Source organism: Pseudomonas koreensis, assembly GCF_024169245.1.
In the GTDB taxonomy this organism is placed as follows: Bacteria; Pseudomonadota; Gammaproteobacteria; order Pseudomonadales; family Pseudomonadaceae; genus Aquipseudomonas; species Aquipseudomonas koreensis_F.
Genome location: NZ_JALJWP010000001.1, coordinates 3,406,211 through 3,426,892, shown reverse-complemented (window position 1 = coordinate 3,426,892; position 20,682 = coordinate 3,406,211). Strand labels below are relative to the sequence as shown.

Sequence of the window (20,682 nt, the reverse complement as noted above, 5' to 3'; positions counted from 1 at the left end):
GCTCTTTTTTATACATATAAAGTATGCATAATGAAGTCATTCAAGATTCAGTACGACAAAAGCAAGAACGCAGCCAACAAACTCAAGCACAAAGGCATCAGCCTCGCCGAAGCCGAACCCGTTTTCTACGACGAACGCGCACTGACCCTTGAGGACAACGATCATGACGAACAACGCTGGATCACGCTCGGCCTGGATGCAAAGGGTCGTGTGCTCGTCGTGGCTTACAGCTACCGCGAAGCCAACGTTGTTCGAATCATTTCTGCACGTCTCGCCACACCCAGCGAACGGCGCGCATATTTACAGGAGGCTTGAACGATGAAAGACGAATATGACTTTTCTGCAGGCAAACGCGGCGCAGTAGCGCCGAGCAAGGGCAAGACGCGCATCACCATCATGCTTGATGACGCGGTGATCGAAGCGGCGCGTACCGCCGCAGAAACCGAGGGATTTGGCTACCAGACCGTGATCAACAACACCTTGCGTCATGCCTTGCTGGAAGGTAACCGCCAGCAGGAACGCGTTGACGATTCAGGTCTGTCAGGCCAGTTCAAGAAAGGCATCACGGCCACCGACCTGAAAAGCCTGGAGAGAAAGCTGTCGGCCGCGATCGGGGAAATTCGCCGCGTGCTGGAGCCTGACGTGAAACCCTAGACCGGTACTGGCGCGATTACCCGGGCCAGCGCTTGCCGCACACCGGGTGAATCAGGCACCTGTAGATCAAACTCATGCCGCAGCAACCCCATCAACTCGTCGACGTCCGCCACTTCGCGCCGCTGACTTTCTGCCCCCATAGGGTGAATGGCAAAACTGCCGTTGTTCAGGGTCTTGCGCCAGCCATCGCCGGTACGCGCGACCATCAGGCGCTGGGCGAAAGGTGATTCTGGATGGGTCGAGACGTACCAGTTGCCGACGGTGTAATCGATGTCTTCCTGGCGTTGCAGATCAAACAGGTACATCGGCCGCCACTCTCCTGCGACCTTGGCGCGCAGCAAGTAGCCATCGATCTGCTTGTCGATGCGGTAGGGTTCGTGCGCAGTGGACTGCTCATCTTCGCTGTCGAGCAGCAACGGTGCCGTCGGCACCATGCCGCCGAAGCCGACGTCGGCGATATACCGAATACCGTCGATGGTGACCAGGCTCAAGCGATGCGTGCGCGCCGTCCAACTGCCTTCCGGTTGATTCATCACCACGCGACCGCTGATGCCGCGCGCTTGAAAACCCAGTTCAAGCAGCAGCGCATAGAACAAATGGTTGAGCTCATAACAGTAGCCGCCCCGCCCATGCCGTAGCACCTTGTCTTCGATAGAGACCAGGTCGATCAACACCGGCACTCCGCTGATGGTTGCCAGATTTTCGAAAACAAACTCAGCGGTATGGCGCAGCTGCAATTGACGCAACGTGTCCAGCGTCGGTGGCGGCGCTGTGTCGAAACCCAAGCGTTGCAAGTACAGATTGGTATTGGTCAGCCGTGGCGCACTCATTGCTCAGTCCTTATGCATGGGGCCGCAGAACACTGCGTGAATGTTGCCCTGTATACGGGATCAAGCACGGCTTCCGACAATTGATTTCGCCAATCGCTCGATCAGCGCTTTTTCCGCGAGCCGATGCGAATCCATGTCGGTGCATGGTCACTGGCGTGCGGCTCATTGCGCACCCAGGCGTCGACGCCGGCGTCGTGCAAATACGGGCTCAATGCCGGGTTCAGCAGCAGGTGGTCGATGCGCAGGCCGGAGTTGGTTTGCCAATGATTGCGGAAGTAATCCCAGAAGGTGTAGAGGCGTTCTTCGGGATACACGTGGCGCAGGGAATCGGTCCAGCCTTGGTCCAGCAGCCGCTGGTAGCACTCGCGGCTTTCGGGTTGCAACAAGGCATCCTTGAGCCAGGAACGGGTGTTGTAGATGTCCATGTCGGTGGGCACGACATTGAAGTCACCGGCCAGCACCACCGGGTGATCGCTGCTCTGCAAGTCTTGAGCGTATTTGATCAGGCGCTCGAACCAGGCCAGTTTGTAATCGAATTTCGGCCCCGGCTGCGGGTTGCCATTAGGCAAATACAGGCAACCGACCAGCACACCATGCACCGCTGCTTCGATATAGCGGCTGTGCGTGTCATCGGGATCGCCGGGCAAACCACGCCGACTTTCCAGCGGCTGCGCATCCCGCGCCAGAATCGCCACGCCATTCCATGACGCCTGGCCCTGCCAGATCGCCCCGTAACCGGCGGCTTCCAGTTCAGCGGCGGGAAAGGCGCTGTCCACAGACTTGAGCTCTTGCAGGCAAACAATGTCCGGCTGCTCGCGCTTGAGCCAATCCAGCAGATTCGGCAGCCGCGCGCGCATGCCGTTGACGTTGAAGGTGGCGATTCGCAGGTTTTTCATCGTCCGCAACTCCTGCCCGGTGGGATTGAAAATTGTGACCCTGAGAGCGCCGCGCAGGTTGCATCGAATGATAGAAGGGCAGCTCAGACGCGATTACGCAACCACTGCAGAAAGCCTCTTTTCGGCGCGACTACGGGCGCTTCCTCGGTCAGCGATTGCGCCTTGTGCAGGCGGAAATCGAGCAATGCCTGCATCGCATCGTGGATGTCGTGGCGGGCGTCCAGACAGGGTTTCAGGTAGGACTTCTCGATGCGATACAGGGCGCAGAAAGTCTTCGCGGAAAAATCCGCCGGCAGCGCGGTGTCGGAGAGAATCCCGGCCTCGCCGATCACCTCACCCGGCCCCATGCGCCCGGATTCCAGGGGCACACCATGGCGCTTGAGCGTCACCGAAACCACCCCGGATTCAATGATGAACAAATGATCGCTGACCTCCCCGCCCGCCAGAATCGTCTCGCCGGCGCGGAAGGTTTGCAGGGTCATGTTCTGGCTGAAGGTGTCTTTCTCTTCCTCGCGCAGGGTCGAGAAGATTGGCGAGCTTTCCAGCAACGCCCGTGGCCGCGACAGTTGCGGCGCGGCGCTGGTTTCGTTGCTCGACAGCAGATTGACCCCGGAGGCCTGCAAATGTCGGTAAGCGAGGTCGAACAGCTGATTGCGCACCACGCGCTTCTCGCCCATCGAAGCGACAAAACCGCTGATCTCGTATTCGGCGCCGCCGCTGGCAGAACTCTTCAACGACACGCTGGGCGCCGGTGTGTCGAGCAATTGCCGGCAGCCCTGCATCGCCCGCTCCAGCGCCTCGATCACCGAGCTGGGCCGGGCATGGGGGCTGACAGGCACGCTGACCGAAACACCGAACATGTTGCTTGGGCGACTGAAGTTGATGATCTTGGCTTTGGCCGCCAGCGAGTTGGGAATCACTGCCATGCTGCCCTGGCTGGTCTGCAGACGCGTAGCCCGCCAGTCGATGTCGGTGACGCGGCCCTCGGTGCCGTCGATCGAGATCCAGTCGTCGAGTTGATACGGCTTGGTGGTGTTGAGGACGATTCCGGAGAATACGTCGCTCAAAGTGCTCTGCAAGGCCAGACCGACAATGATCGCCAACGCGCCGGAGGTCGCCAGCACGCCTTTGACCGGCAGATCGAGCACGTAAGCCAGTGCCGCGATGATCGCGATGAGAAAAATTACCGCCCCGAGCAAGTCCTGCAACAGCCGGCCGGTGTGGCCGACCCGTTGCATCATCACCGCACCGATCAACACCGTCAGGGTGCGCGCGCCGAACAGCCACCAACCGATCTGCAACCCGGTCGCCGCCAGATGCAACGGCACGTTATCAGCCCACGGCGCTGGCTCCATCGGGTTGAGGCCTTCGTTGAACAGAACAATGCTGAACAGGGCGAAAATCAGCACCCGCACCAGCAGTTTCCATTCGCTCCCGCGAGAGCTGATCAGCCGCCACAGGCCCAGATCGAGCAGAATCAGGATCAATGCGCAAAACAACGGGTGTTCGGTCAGCAGAGACAGCATCAAACAACTCCGACAAAGGCCAATCGCGAGAAGATCGCACAGATTGGCACAGTGTAGGAGCAATTGATTTCGGTGGATGAACACCCGCTCAAAAACACTGCAAAACCCTGTAGGAGCTGCCGAAGGCTGCGATCTTGAGGCTGTGGGACGCGGAGCGTCCCCGGCTGCATTCCCACGCAGAGCGTGGGAACGATCAGATCAAAAGATCGCAGCCTTCGGCAGTTCCTACAGGGGAATTGTGCGCTAGGCGTGCATCTGGCCAAAGCGCCCGGACTGGAAGTCGGCAAAGGCCTGGTGGATTTCCTGCTCGGTGTTCATCACGAACGGGCCATGGCCGACGATCGGTTCGTCGATCGGCTCGCCGCTGAGCAGCAATACCACCGCGTCTTCGCTGGCTTGCAGGGTGAGTCGATCACCGTCGCGTTCGAACAGCGCCAACTGCCCCACTCCCACCGATCCCGTGCCGTTGACCTGCACCGAGCCCTTCAACACCACCAGCGCGGTGTTACGTCCTTCGTGCAAATCAAGCGTCAGCGACTTGCCGGCATTGAGGCGCAGATCCCAGACGTCGATGGGCGTGAACGTCCGCGACGGGCCGGTGTGCCCGTCGAATTCACCGGCGATCAGACGCAGGCTGCGGGCGTCGTCCTTGAGCGCGATGTTCGGAATATCCCGATCGAGAATGGTCTGGTAACCCGGCGCGGCCATTTTGTCCTTGGCCGGCAGGTTGACCCACAGCTGGACCATTTCCAGCTTGCCGCCGGTTCTGGCGAAGTTCTCCGAATGAAACTCCTCATGGAGGATGCCGGATGCTGCGGTCATCCACTGTACCTCGCCCGGGCCGATCGTGCCGCCACTGCCCGTGGAATCACGGTGCTGCACTTCGCCGTCATAAACGATGGTCACGGTTTCGAAACCACGGTGCGGGTGCTGGCCGACGCCACGCTGTTCTGTGGTCGGGGTGAACTCGGCGGGCCCGGCGTGATCGAGCAGCAGGAACGGGCTGATGTGCTTGCCCAGGTTGTCGTAGGAAAACAGCGTGCGCACCGGGAAACCATCGCCGACCCAATGGCCGCGCGGGCTGGTGTAGATGCCGATGATGTTTTTCATGGGGTCTCCGTTGTGTCATTGCATTGGATTCAGCCTAAAGGCATACCGAATATTCGACTAGAGGGTGCAAATCGGCCTGAGTGTTCCATGTGCAGAACAATGACCCGGTGGCGCCTTTCGCGTGCAGGCTCGCTCCCACAGGAGACCGCATTGCCTCAGAGACAGCGCGCGAGGCCGTGCATGGCTTCGCGCAACCTGTCGATGGCACGGTTGATAACCACGTTATCACTGTCTCGACAAGCCATCTCCAGGTCAGCACACGCCGCAACAACCCGCGCGGCCCCGACCATCTGCGCGCCACCCTTGATGCGATGGGCCAACTCGCGCAAGTCTTTGCGATCGCTTGCCTGCAATAGATCCAGCGCCAGCAGATCGTCGCGCAGACTGTTACCGACTTCCTTGCGCAAGCGTTCGATCAACGAGTGGTCGGCACCGGCCATCTGTTCCAGCGCACTCAGATCAATCTCGACAGGCTCGGCGGCCGGCGGGTGATCCACGTGCAGCTCGCAAGGGTGGGCGCCGTCCAAAGCCTGCGCCAGATCATGCAAACGAATCGGTTTGAACAGGCAGCCGTCCATGCCGGCATCCAGACACCGCAGACGCTCTTCCATCTGCGCGTTGGCGGTAAAACCGAGAATCAGGCAGCGCCTGCGTCCGGTGGCGGCTTCTTCGTCGCGAATAGCCTGCGCCAGTTCATAGCCATTGCGTCGGGGCATGTTGCAGTCGGTGATCACCACATCGAAGGCCTGGGTTCGCCAGCGATCCAGCCCCTGTTCACCATCGCCGACGTCTACCGTGCGATGCCCGAGTTCGCTCAGTTGCCAGCACATCAGCAAGCGGTTGACCGGGTGATCGTCCACCACCAGCACGTTCAATACACAGGTGGCGGGCGCCGCGTCGGGCGTTGCCGCGGTGGTCGCCATCGCGGCCAGCAGTGGCAACTGCAGGTTGATTTCCACGCGTGTGCCTTGCCCGGGATCGCTGTCCAGACGCAACGTGCCGCCCATCATTTCGCAAAGGTTGCGACTGATCACCAGCCCCAGACCGGACCCGCTGCGCGCCGCTTGTGGACTATTGCCCGCTTGAACGAAGGGATTGAACAGGCGCTTTTGATCGGCGGTACTGATGCCGATGCCGCTGTCCTCGATAAGCACTCGCACATTCACTTGCTCGTCCAATATCGCACCGATCTGCAATTGCAGGCCGACCTCGCCGGTCTCGGTGAATTTGATCGCATTGCTCAGCAGATTCGACAGCACTTGCTTGAAGCGCGTCGGATCTATCAGCACGTCCACGTCGGCGCGCGGGTCAAGTTCGATGCGCCACAACAAGCGCTTCTGTCGCGCCAGCCCTTCGAACACCCGGCATACCGATAACACCGTCTCCCGTAGATTGGCCCGCTCGGGGGCGAGGGACATATGCCCCGACTCGATGCGGGCGATGTCGAGAATGTCACCGATCAATGCCAGCAGTTGCTGGCCGGCATTCGAGGCCACCTGAATCGCCAGACGATCGGTCACGCCCTCTTCCGCACGCTTGAGGGCCAGTTCGAGCATGCCGATCAAGGCGTTCATCGGCGTGCGGATCTCATGGCTCATGGTCGCCAGAAAAGTGCTCTTGGCCCGATTGGCCTCGTCCGCCGCGTCCTTGGCCTCCTGCAGTTGCAGCAACCATTGTTGACGCTGGTGAATCTGCCGACGCTGCCAGCCGATCCAGAGCATTGCCAGCAGGAGCAAGGCCGCTGCGCCGGCGAAGCCCAGCAGAATCTCCTGACGGTGGCGCAGCCAGTAGCTGTCCTCGACCACCACATCGTGGCTCCAGCGCTCGACCAGTTCATCCATCTGCTGCGGCGCGATGCTCAGCAACGCCTTGTTCAGGATCGAGTGCAGTAGCGCCGACTGCGGCGCTGTAGCCAAAGCGATACGCGCCGGCTGGTCGCCAACGGTGCCGGTGATACGCAGGCGATCGCGATACTGCCGGGCGATCAGAAAACGCGCCACCAGCAACGAGCTCACCGTCACGTCGACCTGTCCCTTGGCAATCAGCGCCATGCCTTCGGCGGGGCTCTTGACCTCGACCAGACGCAGACCGGGCACGCGTTGCAGCAGGTAATCGCGCAATGGGTGGCCGCGATAGATGGCCAGACGTTTGCCGTTCAAAGCGTCGAGAGGTAGCGGATGCGGGCCATTCGCCGTGCCGACCAGCACAAATGGATTGTTCAGATAAGCGCGGGTGAATTGCAGTTGCGTTTCACGCTCGGTGCTGGGCGTCACCACTGGCAGGACATCAAGCTCACCAGCCTGCAGTTGCTCGAACTGGTCGTTGAGCGAGCTGCCGCGCACGATCTCGAAATTGAGGCCACTGCGCTGCGCAATCAGGCTCAATAACTGCGCCGACAATCCGCTGAAACGCCCGTCGGCCCCGAAAAACGCCAGGGGCGCAAAGTCATCGACAGCGCCCACGCGTACCACCGGGTGCTGATCCAGCCATTGCTGCTCGGCGGCGCTGAGTTGCACCCGGGACTGTTCGGCCATCTCGGCGAGGCCGACACTCCAGCGCTGTTCGATCAGATGCCGACGCTCCATAGGTACGGCCAGCAAGGCCTTGTCGACGATGCGTTTGAGCACCACGTCGCTGCGCAACAGCGCAAACGCGAACGGATTGGCGTCAAGACCCGACGGCCCGGCCAGTTGCAGGTCGTTGCGATAATTGGTGTTGATCAGATAGTTGGCGCTGATGAAGTCGCCCAGGTACACGTCGTCGGCACCGAAGGCGACCGCGCCGAGTGCATCCATTGCCGAGGCATAAAGCTGCACGTCGGCGCCGGGATAAAACGCCTGAACATGGGCCAGCGGCAGGTAGTCTTCGACCATGGCGATGCGCTTGGCTGAAAGATCAGCCGGGAGCTTCTCGTCGTGGCGCGTGATCAGCATTGGCTGATCTTCAGCGTACGGCCGCGACAGGATAAATGACGGGTCAGCCGCTTCGAAACTGTTCGACGTGCCCAACAGATCGACATCGCCGCGCTTGAGTGCCGCCATCAGCGCAGGTCGATCGGCGAAGCGCCGCACTTCAATTCTGATGCCCAGCAGTTGCGCCAGCAGATCGGCGTAATCGGCCGTCAGACCTTCGAGCTCGTACTGATTGCGGGTGATTTCGAATGGCGGGTAATCCGGCCCGGAGATGCCCATGCGCAACACCGGATGCTCATGCAGCCATCGGCGTTCCCGATCATCGAGGCGAACCTGGACATTGCCCGGTTCGAGGCGGGCCAGCACCTCCAGTGTCTGCGGCTGTGCGTTTGCACCGACCGACGTTGCAAGTGCTAGCCACAGCCATAAAGTACGCAGTCCCTGCGTCATGTCGGGGGGCACTCAGATCAGGTGATTGCGCTTGGCGAATTCGCGCAGGAGCACCAATGAACCCAGGCAGAGTTTAGACATCATGCGGGTTTTGTAGGTGCTGACGGTCTTGTGGCTCAAGTGCATCTCCTGGGCAATCGCCTTGTTCGATTTGCCCAGTGCCAATTGCACGAAGATACATAACTCACGATCGGAAAGCTGATCGATCATCTGCTTCTCAGTCCGTTGCGTGGCGTTGAACAGAGCGCCGCTGTTCGGCAACGCAGAAAAATAGGTGTGCCCGGACATCAGTGCTTTTATGGCCTCGTGCAGCAGCGTCAGCTGGTTGCTTTTGGTAACGTAGCCTCTCGCCCCCGCACGCAGGCAGCGCTCTTGATAATGCGTCGGCTCATGCATGCTGAACACCAGGACTCGACATCGCGCCGTCGGAGCCTTGATCTGGATCCGCGTCAGCACCTCCAGTCCGTCCATGGACCCCAGTGCGAGATCGAGCACTACGAGATGCGGATCATGTTCGCAAATCAACGGCACGACCTCATTGCCATTGGACGCCTCATGAATTTCGCTGAAACCTAGAGCTTGCAAGACGATTCGGATAGCCGCGCGCACTACGGGGTGATCATCAACGATCAGCGCTGACTTCATTGGCACTCCTGCACAATCGTAAAAGACACCGCACCACCCCGTTTCGGAGTCGGTGGCTGCGCCGGCACTGTTACATGGATGGACAAGGGAATCACCTGTCAGGTCTGACAGTTGTGCAGTCTGGGTTTTTATGCATTGGCATGGCGCAACAACCAGTGTGAGTCAGGCGCTTGCCGGAGTTCGCCGGCTGCTTCGACCCTTGCCATCACCTGCCCGACGAGCTGTGAATTGGGCAGTTGCGCCGGGCTGATCTGCACGTTTTCCTGAGCGAAGCCTGCCAGCGCCTGCAACGGTGCTGACTGTTCGTTGTAGATCAGAGCGTGGCGAACCTGTGGGTTATCGAGCAGAAAGCCCAGCAGGTCCAGGGTGCCTGCCGCCAGTTCGGCATTGATCACCAACACATCGAACGGCTCACAGCCGTAGTCGACCAGGGTCAACAATTCGCCGAGACTCTGCACCGGGGCCACGCGGTAGTAGCCGAGCGCATTGAACAGACGCTCGATTTTCATGCGATGAAAATGCTGCGGGTCGGCGATCAGGATGCGCAACGCTTTGTTGCTCATGGTCATTCTCCCGGTGGGGTTTGGAGAGGGGCAAGACTACGCAAGCGTCGAGGATAGCTCTGTAGGACTTTTCCTAAAAATCCGGCCATTCATCCGGGCATCCCCGCACTGACGGACGCACCGGTACTCCTGTAGGAGTGAGCCTGCTCGCGATGGCGGTATTCCAGTGACATTGAAGTTGACTGACACACCGCTATCGCGAGCAGGCTCACTCCTACAGGGGGCGGCATTATTGCCAGCCAAACCGGCGAATGTAGAAGCCCTTCACCGCCTGGGTCAGGGCCATGTACGCCAGCAGGATCAGTGGCAGAAACACGAAATACAGCGACGGCAATGCCTGCAATTTGAAGTAATGCGCCAGCGGCCCCATCGGCAAAAAGATGCCCACCGCCATGATGATCGCGGTCATCACCATCAGCGGCATGGCGGCACGGCTTTGCAGGAATGCAATCTTCGGCGTGCGGATCATGTGCACGATCAGCGTCTGCGTCAGCAACCCGACCACGAACCAGCCGGACTGGAACAGCGTCTGGTGATCCGCGGTGTTGGCATCGAACACGTACCACATCAAGGCGAACGTGGTGATGTCGAAAATCGAGCTGATCGGGCCGAAGAACAGCATGAAGCGCCCGACATCACCCGGCTGCCAGCGTTGCGGTTGTTTCAGCATCTCCTCATCGACGTTGTCGAACGGAATGGCGATCTGTGAGATGTCGTAGAGCAGATTCTGCACCAGCAGGTGCATCGGCAGCATCGGCAGAAACGGAATGAACGCACTGGCGACCAGCACCGAGAACACATTGCCGAAGTTGGAACTGGCGGTCATCTTGATGTACTTGAGCATGTTGGCGAAGGTCCGACGTCCTTCGAGCACGCCCTCCTCCAGCACCATCAAGCTCTTTTCCAACAGGATGATGTCCGCCGCTTCCTTGGCGATATCCACTGCGCTGTCGACGGAAATGCCGATGTCGGCGCTGCGCAGCGCCGGCGCGTCGTTGATGCCGTCGCCCATGAACCCGACCACATGGCCATTGCCCTTGAGCACACGGACGATGCGCTCCTTGTGCGACGGCGTGAGTCTGGCGAAGACGTTGGTGCTCTCGACCGCCACGGCCAGTTCGGCATCGCTCATGCGCTCGAGGTCGTTGCCCAGCAGCAAACCCTGTTGGGCGAGGCCGACTTCGCGGCAGATCTTCGCCGTGACCAGTTCGTTGTCACCGGTCAGCACCTTCACCGCCACGCCATGCTCGGCCAAGGCCTTGAGCGCCGGCGCGGTGCTTTCCTTCGGCGGGTCGAGAAACGCCACGTAACCGATCAGCGTCAGCGCCTGCTCATCCGCCAGGCTGTAAATCTCCCGACCTTCGGGCATTGCACGAGCGGCGACCGCCACCACGCGCAACCCTTCGGCGTTGAAGGCGGCGGTGACCTGGCGAATCCGCGCCAGCAATTCATCGCTCAAAGCCTCATCAACTTCGCCATGACGCACGCGGCTGCACACCGCCAGCACTTCCTCGACCGCGCCTTTGCAGATCAGCTGATGTGGCTGACCGCGGCCCTCCACCACCACCGACATGCGTCGGCGATTGAAGTCGAACGGGATCTCGTCGACCTTGCGAAACGCCGTGCCGACCTTCAGCTCGCGGTGGATTTCCACGTGTTCGAGCACGGCGACATCCAGCAGGTTTTTCAGGCCGGTCTGGTAATAGCTGTTGAGGTAGGCCAGTTCCAGCACTTCGTCCGAGTCTTCGCCCCAGACATCGACATTGCGCGCGAGAAAGATCTTGTCCTGAGTCAGGGTGCCGGTCTTGTCGGTGCAGAGCACGTCCATGGCGCCGAAGTTCTGGATCGCGTCGAGGCGTTTGACGATGACTTTTTTGCGCGAGAGGAACACGGCGCCTTTGGCCAGGGTCGAGGTGACGATCATCGGCAGCATTTCCGGGGTCAGGCCGACGGCAATCGACAGCGCGAAGAGCAGCGCTTCGGTCCAGTCGCCCTTGGTGAAACCGTTGATGAACAGCACCAGCGGCGCCATGACGAACATGAAACGGATCAGCAACCAACTGACCTTGTTGACGCCCTGCTGGAACGAGGTCACCGCCCGGTCAGTCGCACCGACCCGTTGCGCCAGCGCACCGAAGTAGGTGCTGTTGCCGGTGGTGAGAATCAGCGCAATCGCGCTGCCGGAGACAACGTTGGTGCCCATGAACAGAATATTGTCCAGCTCCAGCGGGTTACGCGTGTCGCGATCGGTGTGCCGGGTGAATTTCTCCACCGGCATCGATTCACCGGTCATCGCTGCCTGGCTGACGAACAGGTCCTTGGCGCTGAGCACCCGGCAATCGGCGGGAATCATGTCGCCGGCCGAGAGCACGATGAGATCGCCGGGCACCAGTTGTTTGATCGGCAGCTCCCGGCGTGGGCCATCCCGACGCAGCACCGTCGCGGTGTTGCTGACCATGGCTTTGAGCGCATCGGCGGCCTGATTGGATTTGCTCTCTTGCCAGAAGCGCAGCAGCGTCGACAGCACCACCATGGAGAAAATCACCACAGCTGCCTTGAGGTCTTCGGTCAGCCAGGAGATAACCGCGAGCAACGTCAGCAGCAGGTTGAACGGATTTTTGTAGCAATGCCACAGATGAGTCCACCACGGCAGCGGTTGCTCGTGCTCGACCTCATTGAAGCCATGTCGCGCGCGCAGTGCATCGGCCTCGACGTCGGTGAGCCCCTCCCCGTGGGTGCCCAGTGACGACAGCAACGCAGCACTATCGGCATGGGCGGCAGCGACCAGCGTACTGGCCAGCGTCGGCGGCACTTCACGGCTGACGGTGGTGTCGTTGATCGAGTCCAGCAGCGCCAGACGACGAAAGTGTCGGGCGATATGGCGGCTGCGCAGAAAGCCTGCGAAAAATTCCTTGAGCTTCAGTTTCATGGCTGTGTCCCCTGTGGTCAGCCGGGAAGCCGTCGAGCAGGTACCACCGCGCCTCGGCACCGGGAAAAACCGGCACGGCAAGGCGTGGCGCGCCGGTCGGCAATGACAGGCGTGTCGATAGGCGGCGATGGCGACTCAGGTCGTCAGCACGCTTGGTTCAGTGTCGATGAGAGGGACGTCGAGACATGACCCAGGACTGGCCATGCACGGGATGCCGCTGCTCGCTGTTACGGCGAGACAACGGCAGGGAAAGGCTGCGCGTTATCTTGCCGAGAATCTGCCGGTGATCGAGACCGGCCGACAACTGTCACTCGAACAAGTACCCACTGTGGGTCTCCGCAATTGATGAAAACGCGCGCAGCTTACGCCCGCAGCGAAATGGCTGGAAGAGCCATTTGCGGGGAATGTGAGGGGTGTTCAGGAGGGGTTCAGGATTCAGCTTTGCGGTGCTGGCAAGGGCCCCTTCGCGAGCAGGCTCACTCCTACATTTGTCCTGCGTACACAGATCCTTGCAGGAGTGAGCCTGCTCGCGATGGCGGTGTGACAAGCGCAGCAGAACTCAGCTGGCAGTGGCCAGCAACAGTTCCGCCACCGAGCGGCTGTGCCCGCGCTCTTTGCCATGCTCATACAGCGAGCCAGCGATTTCGTCGGCGCGAATCGGCAGCACCGACAGCAGCGTATCGCTCAGGCCATGGCTGGCCTGGCAGAAGCCCTGCATATAAATGCCAGCCTTGCAGCGCTCGTCGGTGATCAGTTTGTAATTGCGATCGACTTCGAATTCGCCGAGGTAGTCCTCCAGCGGCGCGAGCAATTTGCGGTGCATCTGCCGCTCGTAACCGGTGGCCAGCACCACGGCGTCATAGATTCGCACCGTGACCTCACCGGTGGCGTTGTTGCGCACCGCCAGTTCGATCCCGCTTGCCGTGGCAGTGGCGCTCTCGACGGTGGTCAGGGTGCGGAAGGCATGGCGGGCAATCCCGGAAACCTTCTGCCGGTAAAAAATGCCGTAGATGCGCTCGATCAGGTCGATGTCGACCACCGAATAGTTGGTGTTGTGGTACTCGTTGACCAGCCGCTCGCGCTCGACGCTGTTCTGCTGGAACACCAGGTCGGTGAACTCCGGCGAGAACACTTCGTTGACGAACGGACTGTCGTCCGCAGGCTTCAACGCCGAGCCGCGCAGGATCATGTCGACCTGCACCGACGGGAACGAATCGTTGAGGTCAATAAAGGCTTCCGCCGCGCTCTGCCCGCCACCGATGATCGCGATGCTCATCGGTTGATTGTTCACGCACGGCTGGCGGGCCATTTGCGACAGGTATTGCGAATGGTGGAACACCCGGTGATCACCCTTCAGCGCCTTGAATGCCTCCGGAATACGCGGTGTTCCGCCAGCGCTGACCACCACCGAACGCGTGGTGCGCACGAACTGCTGGCCGTCGCTGCCCCGGGAAATCACGCGCAAGGCTTCCACCTGCTGGTTGTGCAGGACCGGTTCGATGAACTGCACTTCTTCACCGTAACGGCTCTGCTCGGTGAACTGCCCGGCAACCCAGCGCAGGTAGTCGTTGTACTCCATGCGGCATGGATAGAAGGTGCCGAGGTTGATGAAATCGACCAGACGTCCGTGGTGTTTGAGGTAATTGACGAACGAGTAAGGACTGGTCGGATTGCGCAGGGTCACCAGGTCCTTGAGGAAGGAAATCTGCAACTCGCTCTGCGTCGACAACGTGTTGCCGTGCCAGCTGTAATTGGCCTGCTTGTCGAGGAACAGCACATCCAGCTCGCCCTGGGTCGCGCCGCGTTCCTGCAAAGCGATGGCCAGTGCCAGGTTCGAAGGGCCGAAACCGACGCCGATCAGGTCGTGAACGATGGGCGATGCAATTGCCTGTGTCATTTCCAGTGTCCTCTGGATGAACCCCTCAACGCGGGGAAAAAAGCCTGGGTGGCCTGACCGGCCTGTATCAGGTCAGCAGGTCGTCTGTTGAGTAGGAACGAGGACGATGAGAGGAAATTTAACCGGCGCGGATCACTGGCCATCCCATTGCTGGATACGCAAGCGGCAATGCTTCATGGCGTTGACGATGTGTTTTTCCACCAGTGCCCGGGAGATGCCGAGTGTCTGAGCGATTTCCGGATGGGACAGGCCTTCGATCTTGCGTAGCAGAAAACTGTCGCGGCACAGCGGCGGCAACTCGGCCAATGCGCGCTGGAGCATTTCCAGACGCTGGCCGTGATCGAGGGTGCCGTGGGGTGACGGGGTGAAGTAGCGCTCTTCGTTGTCCAGCACGTCCAGCGATTCGACCTGGCGCAGCGCGTTGCGGCGGTGATCGTCGATGACCAGGTTCAGCGCGGTGCGATAAAGGAAGGCCCGTGGCTGTTCGATCGGCACTTCGCTGGAGCGCTCCAGCACGCGTACATAGGCGTCATGCACCACATCCTCGGCGACCTGACGGTTGCCCAGTCTGGCGTTGAGGAAACACACCAGCTCACGATAGTAGTTTTCCAACATGACTCCCGACCGCATCGATGCCGTTTCTGTCCTTGAGCGCACTGATCAGACCTGCGGATGACGCAGTAGCAAGATAGTGGCAACTTGAAGTGCGTAATTTATAGTAATTCTCATATAGATTTAAAGAGCTGATTCCATATCCCGGACAAATAGTGCTCGCCCGGCACCCGGTGACTCGAGGTGTCTGCGGCTAAATTCCGTGGCCCATGCCTCGTTTACAGGACAGCCCCTGTGTCTGTCGTGCCTTGCGACGGGCCGCAACCACTGGCCGGAACCCTGCATGAATCGTCCCCGCCCCGCCCGTCGCGCGCTGTTCGCCGCCCTCTGTCTGATTCCCGTGATCGCCGTTGCTGCCTGGCAAGTGCTGCCACCCGGTCGCGACGCCGTTGCCACCGTGCAAGTCAGCCGGGGCGATATCGAAAACAGCGTAACGGCGCTCGGTACCTTGCAACCGCGCCGCTACGTGGATGTCGGCGCGCAGGCCTCGGGGCAAATTCAGAAGATTCACGTCGAGGCCGGTGACGCGGTCAAGGAAGGCCAGTTGCTGGTGGAAATCGACCCGTCGACGCAGAAAGCCAAACTCGATGCCGGGCGCTTCTCCATTGAAAACCTCAAGGCGCAGCTTCAAGAGCAACGTGCCCAGCACGATCTGGCGCAGCAGAAATACCAGCGCCAGCAGAAACTCGCCGCCGGTGGCGCCACCCGCGAGGAAGACGTGCAGACCGCCCGCGCCGAGGTGCGTGCGACCCAGGCGCGCATCGACATGTTCCAGGCACAGATCCGTCAGGCCCAGGCCAGCCTGCGCAGTGACGAGGCGGAACTCGGTTACACGCGTATCTACGCGCCGATGAGCGGAACTGTGGTCGCCATTGGTGCGCGCGAAGGCCAGACCCTCAACGCTCAGCAACAGACCCCGCTGATCCTGCGCATCGCCCGACTGTCGCCGATGACGGTATGGGCCGAAGTTTCGGAGGCCGACATTGGCCATGTCAAACCGGGCATGACCGCCTATTTCACTACTCTCAGCGGCGGCAACCGACGCTGGAGCAGCACCGTGCGGCAGATCCTGCCGGTGCCGCCGCGCCCGCTCGAACAGAATCAGGGCGGCAGTCCTACCAGCGGCCGCAGCGGCAGCGAACGCGTGGTTCTTTATACCGTGCTGCTTGACGTCGACAACGCCGATCACAGCCTGATGACCGACATGACCGCCCAGGTATTCTTCGTTGCGCAACAGGCGCAGGACACCCTGACCGTGCCGAGCGCCGCCCTGCAACCGGGTTCGCGTCCACAGTGGCAGCGGGCGCAGATCGTCGCTGCCAACGGTGACATTCAAACGCGGGAAGTACGCACCGGCATCAGTGATCGCCTGCGCACTCAGGTGCTGGAAGGTCTGGCCGAGGGCGAGCATATTCTCAGCGCGCCGGCCAGCGGTCATGGAGGCTGAATGCACACGCCTCTGATCGACCTGCGGCAGATCCGCAAAGCCTACGGCGGAGATGACAGCCCGCTGGTGGAAGTGCTGCGCGGGATCGATCTGTCGATCCACGCCGGCGAGTTCGTCGCCATCGTCGGCGCCTCCGGTTCGGGCAAATCGACACTGATGAACATTCTCGGTTGCCTCGACCGCCCCACCAGTGGCGAATACCGCTTCGCCGGGGAAAACGTCGCGCAGCTGGACAGCGATGAACTGGCCTGGCTGCGCCGCGAAGCGTTCGGTTTTGTCTTTCAGGGCTATCACCTGATCCCCTCCGGCTCGGCGCAGGAAAACGTCGAGATGCCGGCCATCTACGCCGGCACCCCGGCCGCCGAGCGGCATGCCCGAGCCTTTGCGCTGCTGGAACGTCTCGGTCTCGGCACTCGCACCGGCAACCGTCCGCATCAGCTTTCCGGCGGGCAACAACAGCGGGTGTCGATTGCCCGCGCGCTGATGAACGGCGGCCACATCATCCTCGCCGACGAGCCGACCGGCGCCCTCGACAGCCACAGCGGCGCCGAGGTGATGACCCTGCTCGACGAACTCGCCGATCAGGGCCATGTGGTGATCCTCATCACCCATGACCGCGAAGTGGCACAACGAGCCAAACGCATCATCGAAATCCGCGACGGCCTGATCATCAGTGACAGCGCCGAGCACGCGTCCGCGCCACCTGCGGCCAATCCCGGCGCGCTGCAAGCGGTCGACCTGCGCCAGCGCCTGAGCAGCGGCAGCAATGAGACCGGCGCCTGGAAAGGCGAATTGGTCGACGCCGTGCAAGCCGCGTGGCGGGTGATGTGGATCAACCGTTTTCGCACGGCGCTGACGCTGCTCGGCATCGTCATTGGCGTAGCCTCGGTGGTGGTCATGCTCGCCGTCGGCGAAGGCAGCAAGCGCCAGGTCATGGCGCAAATGGGAGCGTTCGGCTCCAACATCATTTACCTCAGCGGCTCGGCACCGAACCCGCGTACGCCGGAGGGCATCATCACCCTCGACGACGTCGCCGAACTGTCCGCCCTGCCCCAGGTGGAACGAATCATGCCGGTCAACGGCTCGACTGCCGGCGTGCGCTTTGGCAATGCCGACCACAGCAGTTACGTCGGCGGCAACGACACCAACTTCCCGGTGATTTTCAATTGGCCGGTGATCCAGGGCAGTTACTTCACCCAGGCCGATGAAGACAGCGCCGCCGCTGTCGCGGTGATCGGCACCAAGGTCCGCGACAAGTTGCTCAAGGACGTCGCCGACCCGATCGGTCAATACATCCTCATCGAAAACGTGCCGTTCCAGATCCTCGGCGTGCTCGCGGAAAAAGGCGCCAGCTCTGGCGATTCCGACAGTGACAACCGCATCGCCGTGCCCTATTCGGCGGCGAGCATGCGCCTGTTCGGCAGTCGCAATCCGCAATACGTGGTGATCGCCGCCAAAGATGCGCGCAAAGTCAAGGACGCCGAACAGGCGATCGAGCAGGCGATGCTGCGTCGCCATCACGGCAAGAAGGATTTCGAGCTGACCAACAATGCCGCGATGATTCAGGCCGAAGCGCGCACGCAAGGCACGCTGTCGCTGATGCTCGGGGCGATTGCGGCGATTTCCCTGCTGGTCGGCGGTATCGGCGTGATGAACATCATGTTGATGACCGTGCGCGAACGCACCCGCGAGATCGGTATTCGCATGGCCACCGGCGCACGTCAGCGCGACATCCTGCGCCAGTTCCTCACTGAAGCAGTGATGCTATCGGTGGTCGGCGGTATCGCCGGGATCGGCCTGGCGCTGCTGGTCGGCGGCGTGTTGTTGCTCAGCGGCGTGGCGATCGCCTTTCAAGCGCTGGCGGTGATTGGCGCGTTTGCCTGCGCGCTGGTCACCGGTGTCATTTTCGGCTTCATGCCGGCCCGCAAAGCTGCCCGGCTCGACCCGGTCACGGCCCTTACCAGTGAATGATCGACCTATGAAAGTGCGACTGACGTTTCTCGCCGCCAGCCTGTTGCTGGCCGCCTGCAGCAGCCCGGCGCCGCGCCTCGACAGCGCCGTGCAGCCACCGAGCGCTTGGCAGTCCGCGGACAGCCTCGGCGCATTGCAGAGCAATCGGCAATGGTGGACGCAGTTCGGCAGCCCTGAACTGGAGCGGCTGGTGGAACAGGCGCGACTGGGCAGCTACGACCTCGCCGCCGCGATGGCGCGGGTCCGACAGGCTCAGGCCAGCGCAACCATAGCCGGCGCGCCGCTGCTGCCGGAGCTCAAGGCCGGATTGAATGCCAACCGGCAGAAACTGATCCACGGCAAGGGTTACAGCCAACTGGATGTCAGCCCTGAGAATCGTTCGCTGGATTATTACGACGCCGAGCTCAGCGCCAGTTACGAGATCGATTTCTGGGGCGGCAATCGAGCCGCGCGCGACAGTGCCGCGTTCGCTGTGCAGGCCAGCGAGTTCGACCGCGCCACCGTCGAGCTGACCTTGCTCAGCGGCGTCGCCAACAGTTACACCCAAGCTTTGGCCCTGCGTGAGCAGGCGCGCATCGCCGAGCTCAATCTGACCAATGCGCAGAACGTGCTGCATCTGGTGCAGACCCGTTTTGACGCCGGCAGCGCCACTGCGCTGGAACTGGCCCAGCAGAAAAGCCTGGTGGCCGAACAACAGCGTCGCCTGCCGCTGGTGCAACAACAGGCCCGCGAAGCATTGATCAGCCTCGCCGCCCTGCTCGGCCAGCCGGTGCAAGCGCTGCCGTTGCCCGAGCAATCCTTCGCCCAATTGCACTGGCCGGACATCGCCAGCGGCGTGCCGAGCGATTTGCTCAGCCGCCGCCCGGACATTGCCAGTGCTGAAGCCAAGCTCGCGGCAGCCCAGGCTGATGTCACCGTCGCCCGCGCCGCGATGCTGCCGAAAATCACCCTGACAGCCAGCCTCGGCAGCGGCGCCGACCTCGCCGCCGACCTGCTGCGCACGACGTTCTACAACCTGTCCTCGGGGCTGACCGCGCCGATCTTCAACAACGGCCGCCTCAGCGCCGAACGCGACAAGGCCAAGGCCCGCCAGGATGAACTGTTGGAGACCTATCGCGGGGCAATCATCAATGGCTTCGCCGACGTCGAAAAAGCCCTCAGCAGCATCCGTGGCCTCGACGAACAGCGGCAATGGCAAAGCGAAGAACTGACCCAGGCACAAACCGCCTTCGACATCGCCCAAAGCCGCTACCAAGCCGGCGCCGAAGACCTGCTCACCGTCCTGCAAACCCAGCGCACGCTGTATGCCGCGCAGGATCTGAACGTGCAACTGCGCCTGGCGCGGTTGCAGGCCAGCATTGCCTTGTACAAAGCGTTGGGTGGTGGTTGGCAAGAGACCTGACAGCGACGCGGCGACTGGACTGACGCCTTCGCGAGCAAGCTCGCTCCCACAATGGAACTGCTCACAGATCACAATTTACGGCACAACAAAGCCCCCCCTGTAGGAGCTGCCGAAGGCTGCGATCTTTTGATCTTGCTTTTCTGTAGGAGTGAGCCTGCTCGCGATGGCGGTGGGTCGTCCACCAAATAGGCTGACTGACACGACGCCATCGCGAGCAGGCTCACTCCTACAATGGAACTGCGCACAGATCACAATTTACGGCACAACAAGGCCCCCCCTGTAGGAGCTGCCGAAGGCTGCGATCTTTTGATCTTGATCCTTAAATGCAAGATCAAAAGATCGCAGCCTTCGGCAGCTCCTACAGTCTCCGCGTCCACCTCTCGGCCGAGTGTCAGCTCGCCTGTGGCTTTTGATCTTGATCCACCAGCGACGTCGGAAGGCTGAGCGGAGGGATTGATCCGGGCGTGGGAGCGCAGCGACCGTACGACGCAGTCGTACACAGCGAGTGTAGGTGCAGCGAAGCAAACCGGAGCCGCTGCGCCCGGATCGATCCCGCAGCGAAGGAACCCGAGCCTGCGAGGGCCGAACGTAGGAGCAAGCCTTTTGGGTTACCTTTTTGGCGTTTGAAAAAGGTGACCCGCCGTAAGGGCGGAACCCTGAGCAGCCGTTACCGCAGCAATGGATATGTACTCACTCAAAAAATACCCCACGCCCCAAAAAAAGCTTTCGCGAGCAGGCTCACTCCTACAAGAGCAAGAGCAAGCAAGATCAAAAGATCGCAGCCTTCGGCAGCTCCTACAGTCTCCGCGTTCACCCCTAGGCCGAGTGTCAGCTCGCC

15 protein-coding genes are annotated in these 20,682 nt (G+C 61.1%); 5 read left to right on the top strand and 10 right to left on the bottom strand.

From position 1 onward, the window contains the following. The first annotated feature begins 30 nt into the window (after positions 1-30). Positions 31-315 (top strand): BrnT family toxin, encoded by a 285-nt coding sequence (locus tag J2Y90_RS15295; RefSeq protein WP_253500702.1) that lies wholly within the window; start codon positions 31-33, stop codon positions 313-315. A gap of 3 nt (positions 316-318) precedes the next feature. Continuing rightward, positions 319-654 carry a BrnA antitoxin family protein gene (locus tag J2Y90_RS15290; protein WP_253500701.1) on the top strand — a complete coding sequence of 112 codons (336 nt, stop codon included), beginning with the start codon at positions 319-321 and terminating at the stop codon, positions 652-654. Here J2Y90_RS15290 and J2Y90_RS15285 read toward each other — a convergent pair. The 10 genes from J2Y90_RS15285 to J2Y90_RS15240 form a co-directional block, all read right to left on the bottom strand. Then, positions 651-1,484 carry an arylamine N-acetyltransferase family protein gene (locus J2Y90_RS15285; protein WP_253500700.1) on the bottom strand — a complete coding sequence of 278 codons (834 nt, stop codon included), beginning with the start codon at positions 1,482-1,484 and terminating at the stop codon, positions 651-653. The two genes, J2Y90_RS15290 and J2Y90_RS15285, sit on opposite strands and share 4 nt — an antisense overlap. A 101-nt stretch (positions 1,485-1,585) precedes the next feature. Beyond that, positions 1,586-2,380: an exodeoxyribonuclease III gene (gene xth / locus J2Y90_RS15280; protein ID WP_253500699.1), complete on the bottom strand. Its 795-nt coding sequence runs from the start codon at positions 2,378-2,380 to the stop codon at positions 1,586-1,588. Between the two features lie 83 nt (positions 2,381-2,463). Further along, a complete protein-coding gene (locus J2Y90_RS15275; protein WP_253500698.1) occupies positions 2,464-3,906 on the bottom strand; it encodes a mechanosensitive ion channel family protein in 1,443 nt (480 codons plus the stop codon). Between the two features lie 243 nt (positions 3,907-4,149). After that, entirely contained in the window at positions 4,150-5,016 is an 867-nt protein-coding gene (locus J2Y90_RS15270) for a pirin family protein (RefSeq protein WP_253500697.1), read from the bottom strand. 155 nt (positions 5,017-5,171) lie between these two features. Further along, complete coding sequence (locus tag J2Y90_RS15265; RefSeq protein ID WP_253500696.1) at positions 5,172-8,378, bottom strand: transporter substrate-binding domain-containing protein; 3,207 nt, start codon at positions 8,376-8,378, stop codon at positions 5,172-5,174. A gap of 12 nt (positions 8,379-8,390) precedes the next feature. After that, positions 8,391-9,023, bottom strand: coding sequence for a response regulator transcription factor (locus J2Y90_RS15260; RefSeq protein WP_253500695.1), 633 nt, complete (start codon positions 9,021-9,023; stop codon positions 8,391-8,393). 128 nt (positions 9,024-9,151) lie between these two features. Beyond that, on the bottom strand, positions 9,152-9,586 hold the full coding sequence (locus J2Y90_RS15255) for a chemotaxis protein CheY (RefSeq protein ID WP_253500694.1): 435 nt from the start codon (positions 9,584-9,586) through the stop codon (positions 9,152-9,154). 229 nt (positions 9,587-9,815) lie between these two features. Further along, on the bottom strand, positions 9,816-12,515 hold the full coding sequence (gene mgtA, locus J2Y90_RS15250; RefSeq protein WP_253500693.1) for a magnesium-translocating P-type ATPase: 2,700 nt from the start codon (positions 12,513-12,515) through the stop codon (positions 9,816-9,818). A gap of 559 nt (positions 12,516-13,074) precedes the next feature. Then, positions 13,075-14,412, bottom strand: coding sequence for a lysine N(6)-hydroxylase/L-ornithine N(5)-oxygenase family protein (locus tag J2Y90_RS15245; protein WP_253500692.1), 1,338 nt, complete (start codon positions 14,410-14,412; stop codon positions 13,075-13,077). A 132-nt stretch (positions 14,413-14,544) separates the two neighbouring features. Further along, positions 14,545-15,027: a sigma-70 family RNA polymerase sigma factor gene (locus tag J2Y90_RS15240; RefSeq protein ID WP_041478511.1), complete on the bottom strand. Its 483-nt coding sequence runs from the start codon at positions 15,025-15,027 to the stop codon at positions 14,545-14,547. 280 nt (positions 15,028-15,307) lie between these two features. On the opposite strand from J2Y90_RS15240, the gene J2Y90_RS15235 reads away from it, so the two are divergent. The 3 genes from J2Y90_RS15235 to J2Y90_RS15225 are packed head-to-tail and all read left to right on the top strand — an operon-like array spanning position 15,308 to position 19,844. Further along, positions 15,308-16,471: an efflux RND transporter periplasmic adaptor subunit gene (locus tag J2Y90_RS15235; protein WP_253500691.1), complete on the top strand. Its 1,164-nt coding sequence runs from the start codon at positions 15,308-15,310 to the stop codon at positions 16,469-16,471. Then, on the top strand, positions 16,472-18,442 hold the full coding sequence (locus J2Y90_RS15230; RefSeq protein ID WP_253500690.1) for a MacB family efflux pump subunit: 1,971 nt from the start codon (positions 16,472-16,474) through the stop codon (positions 18,440-18,442). It begins immediately after the preceding gene. A gap of 7 nt (positions 18,443-18,449) precedes the next feature. Next, a complete protein-coding gene (locus J2Y90_RS15225) occupies positions 18,450-19,844 on the top strand; it encodes an efflux transporter outer membrane subunit (protein ID WP_253500689.1) in 1,395 nt (464 codons plus the stop codon). Positions 19,845-20,682 lie beyond the last annotated feature (838 nt).